This window comes from Actinomadura gamaensis, assembly GCF_042652125.1.
In the GTDB taxonomy this organism is placed as follows: domain Bacteria; phylum Actinomycetota; class Actinomycetes; order Streptosporangiales; family Streptosporangiaceae; genus Spirillospora; species Spirillospora gamaensis.
This window is the reverse complement of the sequence record NZ_JBHSIT010000017.1, coordinates 137,320-145,762: the sequence shown is the minus strand read 5'-3', so window position 1 is coordinate 145,762 and position 8,443 is coordinate 137,320. Positions and strand designations below refer to the sequence as shown.

7 protein-coding genes and 1 pseudogene are annotated in these 8,443 nt (G+C 73.1%); 4 read left to right on the top strand and 4 right to left on the bottom strand.

Translation table 11 applies throughout. The features are described from left to right. From ACFPCY_RS39910 to ACFPCY_RS39900, 3 genes and pseudogenes are all read left to right on the top strand, one after another. Positions 1–126: pseudogene (locus ACFPCY_RS39910) on the top strand (IS630 family transposase); the annotation flags it as partial. A 94-nt stretch (positions 127–220) separates the two neighbouring features. Further along, positions 221–1,642 carry a nitrilase-related carbon-nitrogen hydrolase gene (locus tag ACFPCY_RS39905; protein ID WP_378264515.1) on the top strand — a complete coding sequence of 474 codons (1,422 nt, stop codon included), beginning with the start codon at positions 221–223 and terminating at the stop codon, positions 1,640–1,642. An 18-nt stretch (positions 1,643–1,660) separates the two neighbouring features. Beyond that, a complete protein-coding gene (locus ACFPCY_RS39900) occupies positions 1,661–2,059 on the top strand; it encodes a hypothetical protein (protein ID WP_378264513.1) in 399 nt (132 codons plus the stop codon). Positions 2,060–2,066: 7 nt separating this feature from the next. Here the strand turns inward: ACFPCY_RS39900 and ACFPCY_RS39895 are convergent, their stop codons facing one another. From ACFPCY_RS39895 to ACFPCY_RS39880, 4 genes are all read right to left on the bottom strand, one after another. Beyond that, the gene (locus ACFPCY_RS39895) at positions 2,067–2,672 is read right to left on the bottom strand and encodes a response regulator (protein ID WP_378264511.1); all 606 of its coding nucleotides are present in this window, start codon (positions 2,670–2,672) and stop codon (positions 2,067–2,069) included. After that, positions 2,669–3,814, bottom strand: coding sequence for a sensor histidine kinase (locus tag ACFPCY_RS39890; protein ID WP_378264509.1), 1,146 nt, complete (start codon positions 3,812–3,814; stop codon positions 2,669–2,671). Before ACFPCY_RS39890 ends, ACFPCY_RS39895 begins: the two co-directional genes overlap by 4 nt. 51 nt (positions 3,815–3,865) lie before the next feature. Further along, on the bottom strand, positions 3,866–4,474 hold the full coding sequence (locus tag ACFPCY_RS39885) for an ATP-binding cassette domain-containing protein (RefSeq protein WP_378264507.1): 609 nt from the start codon (positions 4,472–4,474) through the stop codon (positions 3,866–3,868). A 157-nt stretch (positions 4,475–4,631) separates the two neighbouring features. Continuing rightward, positions 4,632–5,795, bottom strand: a complete 1,164-nt coding sequence (locus ACFPCY_RS39880; protein WP_378264505.1) for a lactate 2-monooxygenase — start codon at positions 5,793–5,795, stop codon at positions 4,632–4,634. A 78-nt stretch (positions 5,796–5,873) separates the two neighbouring features. Here ACFPCY_RS39880 and ACFPCY_RS39875 point away from each other — a divergent pair, with 78 nt between their 5' ends. Continuing rightward, on the top strand, positions 5,874–8,405 hold the full coding sequence (locus ACFPCY_RS39875; protein ID WP_378264503.1) for a DNA gyrase/topoisomerase IV subunit A: 2,532 nt from the start codon (positions 5,874–5,876) through the stop codon (positions 8,403–8,405). The last annotated feature ends 38 nt before the right edge of the window (positions 8,406–8,443 follow it).

Genomic DNA, 8,443 nt, shown 5'->3' with positions numbered 1-8,443 from the left:
CGGCTGAAACAGATCCATGCGTTCTTCCGCACCCGCTCACCCGACCAACTCCTGGCCACCGCCGCGCCCTGGACCAGCCCCTGGCTCCCACCCGGTTACGAACAGAACTTCTGGAATCGCGCTTAGGTCCCGAAGCGGGCGACTCATTCGCGCGGAGTAGGCGGAGGATCGGGCGGGCGCCGGACGCGGCGGAGGGGGCGTCCGGCGAAGCATCGAGGGCATGAGAATCGCCTTGGTGGTGCTGTCGGGCGTGCTGTTCGCCTTCGGCACCGGACTGCATCCGATCTTCCTGTTGACCTGGCTCGCGCCGTTGCCGCTGCTGTGGGCGGTCACGCGGATGGGCGGGCGGGTGGCGTTCGCCGCCGCGACGCTCGTCTGGATCGCCGGGCAGGCGCGGATGGCCGGCTACTTCAAGGGTGTGCTGGACATGCCCGTCCCGGTGATCGCGGTGCTGCTCGTGGGGCCCGCGCTGGTGTTCGGGGGGCTCGCGGTCGCCTACCGGCGGCTGGTGGCGGGTGATCGTCCGCTGGCGGCGTCCGGGGTCTTCGCGGGCGGATGGACGGCGCTGGAGTACGTCCTGTCGCTGACGATGCCGCACGGCGCGTGGTGGAGCGTCGCCTACACGCAGGCGGACGTCCGGCCGGTGATCCAGCTCGTGTCGGTGACCGGGGTGTGGGGCGTGTCGTTCCTGCTCATGGGGGTTCCGGCGGCGGTGGCGACGTTGCGTCCGCGGGCGATGGCCGTGGCCGGGACGCTCCTCGTGGCCGTCCTCGCGTTCGGGACGATCCGGATCGTGACGGCCTCGGCACCGCGCGGCGAGAAGGTCGCGCTGCTCGCGACCGAGCATCCGAACGACGAGATCGACATCGCCGGTCCCGAGGGACGGAAGCTGCTCGGCGCGTACGTCGCCCAGGCCAGGACGATCGACGCGGCCGCGATCGTCCTGCCGGAGAAGAACTTCGTCGCGGACGACCGGTCCCTGCCGCTGCTGTCGAGGCCGCTGGCCCGGCTCGCCGTCGAGAGGCGGACGGCCGTCGTCGCGGGGCTGATCCACAGGACCGGGGGGAAGAGCCTGAACGCCGCGATCGTGTATCCGGCGGACGGCGCGCAACCCGTCGAGTACGTCAAGCATCACCTGATCCCCGGCCTGGAGTCGGAGTTCACGCCCGGCACGTCCCGCGTCACCGTGCCCGGGCATCGGCGCTGGGGCGTGATCATCTGCAAGGACCTGGACTTCCCCGGCCTCGTCCGCGGCTACCGGGCGGACGGCGCGGCCACGCTGCTCGCCCCCGCCTGGGACTTCCACACCGACGCCTGGCTGCACGGCCGCATGGCGCTCGTGCGCGGCGTCGAGAGCGGGGTGAGCGTCGCCCGGAACGGACGCGCCGGGGACCTCGTGATCAGCGACGCGTACGGCCGCGTCCAGGCGTCCCGGCCGACCGACCGGCCCGGATTCGTCGCGGTGTCGGCCGCCGCGTCCGACCGCCCGGTCGGCACGCTCTACGCTCGGCTCGGCGACTGGTTCGCCTGGCTCTGCGTCCTGTTCCTGATCGTCACGGGGGCCGCCGTCCCGTTCGTCCGGAAGGACCGCCCCGGCTCAGGGGTCACGACCGCCACTGGGAGAATCGGAGCACCGCTCTGATCCAGCCCGGAGGCCGCCTTGCTCCCCGTCACCACCGACACGATCCGGATCTTCCTGCACGTCCTCGCGGCGACGGTGTGGGTCGGCGGCCAGCTCACCCTGACGGCGCTGCTCCCGGTGCTGCGCGCGGCCGGCGGGGACGTCCCCAAGCAGGCGGCCCGCGCCTTCAACCGGGTCGCCTGGGCCGCGTTCGCCGTGCTGGTCGTCACGGGCGGCTGGAACATCGCGGCGGTGGGGGACGACACCAGCGACTCCTACAAGACGACCCTGTACGTGAAGCTCGGCTTCGTCGCGCTGTCCGGGATCGCGGCCGGCTGGCACGCCGTGACGAAGTCCCGTCCCGTCCTCGCCGCCACCGGCGCGGTGGGCGGCCTCTCCGCCCTGATCGCCCTGTTCATGGGCATCATGCTCCGCTGAGCGCGCCCTACAGCCAGCCGCGGTCGCGGGCGGTCTGGGCGGCGGCGTGGCGGTTGTCCACGCCGAGCTTGGTGACGGCGGCGGAGAGGTAGTTCCGGACGGTCCCTTCGGAGAGGCCGAGCGTGCGGGCGATGCGGGACACCGGCTCCCCTCCGGCGGCGGCGCGGAGGGCGTCGAGCTCGCGGGCGGTGAGCGGGCACTCCTCGGCGGCGAGCGCGTCGGCGGCGAGCTGCGGATCGATGTAGCGGGCGCCCCCGGCGACCTGCCGGACGACCTCGGCGAGCCGCGCGCCCGGCGCGTCCTTGCCGAGGAAGCCGCGCACGCCGGCCGCCATCGCGCGGCGCAGGTTGCCCGGGCGGCCGTGCGCGGTGACGATCACCAGCCGGCAGGACGGCAGGTCGCGGGCCAGCCGCTCGGCCGCGTCCAGGCCGGACATGCCGGGCATGTCGATGTCCAGGACGGCCACGTCCGGCTTCAGCGCGAGCGCCCGCGCCACCGCCTCGTCGCCGCGCCCGACGTCGGCGACGACCTCGATGCCGTCCTCGGTGGAGAGCAGCAGGACGAGCGCCTCGCGGATCAGCGCGTGATCGTCCGCAAGCAGCACCCGGATCATGACCCTCCCGTCGGTATGGCCGCGACCAGCCGGAACGTCCCGTCTCCGGCGGCCCCGGCGGTGAACTCCCCGCCCGCGGCCGCGAGCCGCTCGGCCAGCCCGGCCAGCCCGCTGCCGGACGCCGCGTCCCGGCGCGACGCCCCGTCGTTGACGATCTCCAGCCGGACCCGCCCGCCGTCCTCGATCGCCAGGTCGATGCGGCACCAGGTCGCGGACGAGTGCCGCAGGACGTTGGTGGCCGCCTCCCGGACGACCCAGCCGAGCGGCTCGTGCACCCCTGCGGGCAGCTCGGCGGGCACGTCGGGCCGGTCGCAGTCGATGCCCGCGGCGCGCAGGACGGCCGACATGCCGTCCAGCTCCGTGCGCAGGGACGTGGCCCGGTAGCCGCGCACGACTTCCCGGACATCCCGGACGGCGTCCCGCGCCATGGTCTGGATTTCGGCCAGCTCCTTACGCACGCGCGCCGGGTCGCGGTCGGCGAACCGCTCGGCGACCTCGGCGCGCAGCGCGACGGCCTGGAGGCTGTGCCCCAGCACGTCGTGCAGGTCGCGCGCGAAACGCAAGCGCTCTTCGCCCACGGCCGATCGGGCCAGCTCCGCGCGCGCCTCCCGAAGCTCCTGGACGACGTGGAACAGCCACACCGTGATGTAACCCGAGAACGTGACCATCGGGAAAGCCACGAGCTGGTACAGGACGGCGAGCGGCCGCATGCCGAGCGCGATCCCGTAGCCGACCCCCGCGATCGTCCCGGCCGCCGCGACCCAGGCCGCCTGCCGCACGGGCAGGACGACCGCGATCAGCCCCGCCGGGACGAGCAGCGCGTTGCCCCACCCGGTGTGGACGCCGAGCAGCGCGGGCAACGCCCAGCTCACGACCGTGATCGCGGCCAGGCCGAGCGGCGCGGCGAGGCCGGGCCGGTGGCCGGACGCGGTGCGGCGGGTCAGGTTCAGCCAGAGGAGCCGTCCGTAGAGCCCGCAGACGCCCGCGACCGCGGCCAGCGCCGGGACGAACCGGACCGGGTCGCGCCGGCCGAACGCCTCGTCCGAGAGCGCGGGCAGCAGCAGCCCGGCGAGCGACACCGAGGTCAGCGCGACGATGATCGCGGCGATGACCGGCGCGCGGGGAATCCGGGGCTGGACCACGCGCTCAGCGTACGGCGCCCCGCCCCATGCTGCCGTCGCCTCCGCCGGCGCTCACGCGGCGCGGAGGGCGTCGGCGCCGGGGAGCGGGAGGCCGCCCGGCAGCACGGTCACGTGGTCGGCGCGGCACGCCTCGTCCACGTCACGCGTCGTGAACAGGATCGCCGTTCCGTTGCCCGCGAGCGACCGCAGGACGCCGCGGACGCGAGCCGCCGACGCCGCGCCGAGGGCCGCGAACGGCTCGTCCAGCAGGAGCACGTCGGAGCGGCCGACGAGCGCCAGCGCGAGGTCCAGGAGGCGGCGTTCGGTGTCGTCGAGCTGCTCGAACACGGCGGAGGCGCGGTCGGCCAGCCCGGTCAGGCGCAGCGCCTCGGACCGGGTGAGCGGGTCGAGCGTCCAGCGCCGCCAGGCGTCCACGATCTCCGCGACCGTGAGGCCCGGGAACAGCCCGCCCTCGCGCCAGACGGTCGCAGGGCCGCCGCCCCTGATCTCCACCGTCCCCGCCACGGGACGGCGGAACCCCGCGACGGCCTCCAGCAGCGTCGTCTTGCCCGAGCCATAGCCGCCTAGGACGGCATGGACCTCACCCCGGCGCACGCTGAGCGAGACGTCCCGCACAGCCTGGACGCGCAGTTTCCGGATCTCGACTACTGACGGCCTCATGCCGTCCATGCTGCGCACCGCGCGTCCGCGCGGGCAGTCACGGGCGTCAGGAACGCCCCATGAGGTTTTCAGTGACCACCCGTGACAAATGTCAGGCGCGCACGAGGCAACCCAGAGGCAGCCGTCATACGCGCACGAGAGACCCCAGGGACAGCCTTCATACGCGCACGAGGGAATCCAGGGTCAGTTCGGAGACCGTCCGGTGTCCCGACAGCGCCATGGTCAGTTCGAGTTCGGCCTGGAGGCAGCGCAGCACGTGCCGCACGCCGGCCTCGCCGCCGAGCGCCAGCCCGTACGCGTACGGGCGCGCGACGAGGACGGCCTGCGCGCCGAGCGCGAGCGCCTTCGCCACGTCCGCGCCCGTCCGGACGCCGCTGTCGAACAGGATCGTCGTGCGTCCCCCGACGGCGTCCACGACCAGGGGCAGGGCGTCGAGGGAGGCGAGCGCGCCGTCCACCTGGCGACCGCCGTGGTTGGAGACGATCACGCCGTCCATGCCGGCGTCCACGGCGCGGCGCGCGTCGTCCGGGTGCTGGATGCCCTTGAGCGCGATCGGGCCGTCCCAGTGCTCGCGCAGGAAGGCCAGGTCGTCCCAGGTCAGGGACGGATTGCCGAACTGGCCGATCCAGTGCAGCAGCGCGGTCTGCCGGTTCGCGTCGGTGACCGGCCCGCCGACCGACTTCTGGAACACCGGGTCGCTGAAGTAGTTCGCGACGCCGATCCCCCGGATGAACGGCAGGTACGCCTGGTCGAGGTCGCGGGGCCGCCACGCGAGCGTAAACGTGTCGAGCGTGACGACGAGCGCGGTGTACCCGGCGGCCTTCGCGCGGTCGAGGAAGCTCGCGGCGAGGTCGCGGTCCTTCGGCCAGTACAGCTGGTACCAGCGCGAACCCGGGCCGTTCGCCTCGGCGACCTCCTCCATCGTGTGGGACGCGGCCGTGCTCAGCACCGTCGTCAGCCCGGTCGCGGCGGCGGCCCGCGCGGTCGCGAGCTCGCCGTCCGGATGCAGGATCGACTGGACGCCGATCGGCGCGAGCAGCACCGGCGCGGGCATCGGCGTGCCGAGGACGGTCACCGAGAGGTCGCGTTCGGCCACGTCGCGCAGCATCCGCGGGACGATCCGCCACCGGTCGAAAGCGTCCCGGTTCGCCCGTGCCGTCCCCTCGCTGCCCGCCGATCCCGCGACGTATCCGAAGGACGTCGCGGACAGTTTCGACGCCGCCAGCCCCTCCAGCTTGGTGAGGTCGGTCGGCAGGTCCGGCCGCACGTCAGCCAGGCCGTTGAGGTAGATCTCGTTCTGGAAGTCGGCCAGCTGGCTCACGTGGAAAACCTCCTCGATCCGGCGCGCCGGGACGCGTCGCGGGCGAATCTGTCCCTGGGACCGTCCACAATGTTTCACATGGCACGTCGTGGATCCCAAGCCCCTCCCCCGCCGCCCGACTTCGAAGAGAACATCGTCGACGTCGACGTCTCCGAGGAGATGCGCGGCTCGTACCTCGAGTACGCCTACTCGGTGATCTACCAGCGGGCGCTTCCGGACGCGCGGGACGGGCTGAAGCCCGTGCAGCGCCGCATCCTGTACTCGATGAACGAGATGGGCCTGCGCCCCGACCGCGGCCACGTCAAGTGCGCCCGCGTCGTCGGCGAGGTGATGGGCAAGCTGCACCCGCACGGCGACAGCGCCATCTACGACGCGATGGTCCGGCTCGCGCAGCCGTGGGCGATGCGGATGCCGCTCGTCGACGGGCACGGCAACTTCGGGTCGCTCGGCGGCGACGACATGCCCGCCGCCATGCGGTACACCGAGGCGCGGATGTCGCGGGCCGCGATGGCGATGGTCGCGTCCATCGACGAGGACACCGTCGACTTCAAGCCGAACTACGACGGCCAGGAGACCGAGCCCGAGGTGCTGCCCTCGGCGTTCCCGAACCTGCTGGTGAACGGCGCGTCCGGCATCGCGGTCGGGATGGCCACCAACATGGCCCCGCACAACCTCGGCGAGGTCGTCGCGGCGGCCCGGCACCTGATCGCGCACCCGGACGCCACCCTCGACGACCTCATGCGGTTCGTCCCCGGCCCCGACCTGCCGACCGGCGGCCGCATCACCGACCTGTCCGGCATCCGCGACGCCTACGCGTCCGGGCGCGGCACGTTCAAGACCCGCGCCACCGTCAAGATCGAGAACGTCACCCCGCGGCGCAAGGGCATCGTCGTCACCGAGCTGCCGTACTCGGTCGGCCCCGAGCGGGTCAAGGCCAAGATCAAGGAGCTCGTCCAGGCGAAGAAGCTCAACGGCATCGCCGACCTGAAGGACCTCACCGACCGCAACGTCGGGCTCCGGCTGGTCATCGAGGTCAAGAACGGCTTCAACCCCGACGGCGTGCTCCGCGACCTCTACCGGCTGACGCCGATGGAGGAGACCTTCGGCATCAACAACGTCTGCCTCGTGGACGGCCAGCCGCGCACGCTCGGCCTGCGCGAGCTGCTCCAGGTCTACGTCGACCACCGCATCGACGTCGTCCGGCGCCGGTCGATGTTCCGCCGCAAGAAGCGCGAGGACCGCCTGCACCTCGTCGACGGCCTGCTGGTCGCGCTGCTGAACATCGACGAGGTCATCCAGGTCATCCGCCAGTCGGACGACTCCGCCCAGGCCAAGCAGCGGCTGATGCAGATCTTCGAGCTGTCGGAGGTCCAGGCGCAGTACATCCTCGACACCCCGCTGCGCCGCCTCACCCGCTACGACCGGCTCGAACTGGAGAAGGAGAAGGAGCAGCTCGCCCGCGAGATCGCCGAGCTGACCGCGATCCTGGAGTCGGAGACCAAGCTGCGCAAGGTCGTCTCCAAGGAGCTGGGCGAGGTCGCCGCCGAGTTCGCCACCCCGCGCCGCACCGTGCTGCTGGAGTCGTCCGGGCAGGTCGAGGCCGCCGCGGTGCCGCTGGAGATCGCCGACGACCCGGTGCTGGTGCTCATGTCGTCCACCGGCCTGCTCGCCCGCACGTCCTCCGTCGACCCGCTGCCCGCCGAGGGCGCGCGCTCCCCGCACGACGCGCTGGTGTCGGTCGTCCGCACGACCGCGCGCGGCGAGATCGGCGCGGTCACCTCCGCCGGACGCCTCATCAAGGTGGACGTGCTCGACCTGCCGACGCTGCCGCCGACGTCCGCGCCGCCGTCGCTGGCGGGCGGCGCGCCGGTCACCGAGTACGTCGAGCTCGAACCGGACGAGAAGGTCGTCGGCCTCGCCGCCCTCGACGACTCGGGCGGCGGCCTCGCGCTCGGCACCGAGCAGGGCGTCGTGAAGCGCGTCGTGCCCGACTTCCCGGCGAACCGCGACGAGTTCGAGGTCATCGGGCTGAAGGAGGGCGACCGCGTCGTCGGCGCCGTCCAGCTCGAGTCCGAAGATCTGCATCTGGTCTTCATGACGAACGACGCGCAGCTGCTGCACTACAGCGCCTCGCTGGTCCGTCCGCAGGGCCGTCCGGCGGGCGGCATGGCGGGCATCAAGCTCGCCCCGGACGCGAAGGTGATCTGGTTCGGCGCGCTCGACCCGACCCGCGAGGCCCGCGTCGTGACGATCTCCGGCTCGTCCACGGCGCTGCCCGGCACCCAGGCCGGCGCGATCAAGATCGCCGATTTCGCCGACTTCCCGGCCAAGGGCCGCGCGACCGGCGGCGTCCGCTCGCACCGCTTCCTCAAGGGCGAGGACACCCTCATCCTCGGCTGGGCGGGCCCGACCCCGATCCGCGCCACCGCCGCCAACGGCAAGCCGATGACGGTGGACGAGGAGCTCGGCCGCCGCGACGGCTCGGGCACCCCGCTGTCCCAGCCGATCGCCGCCTTCGGCGGCCCGCTCGGCCCGTCCCCGGCCGACCCCGCCGAAGCCGCGTCCTCGGCCGCCGAACTGGCCGGCGAGCAGGGCGGCGAGGTCGACTGATCGTCCGTTCTTCCTGGCCGGACGTCCCGCTTCGGGGC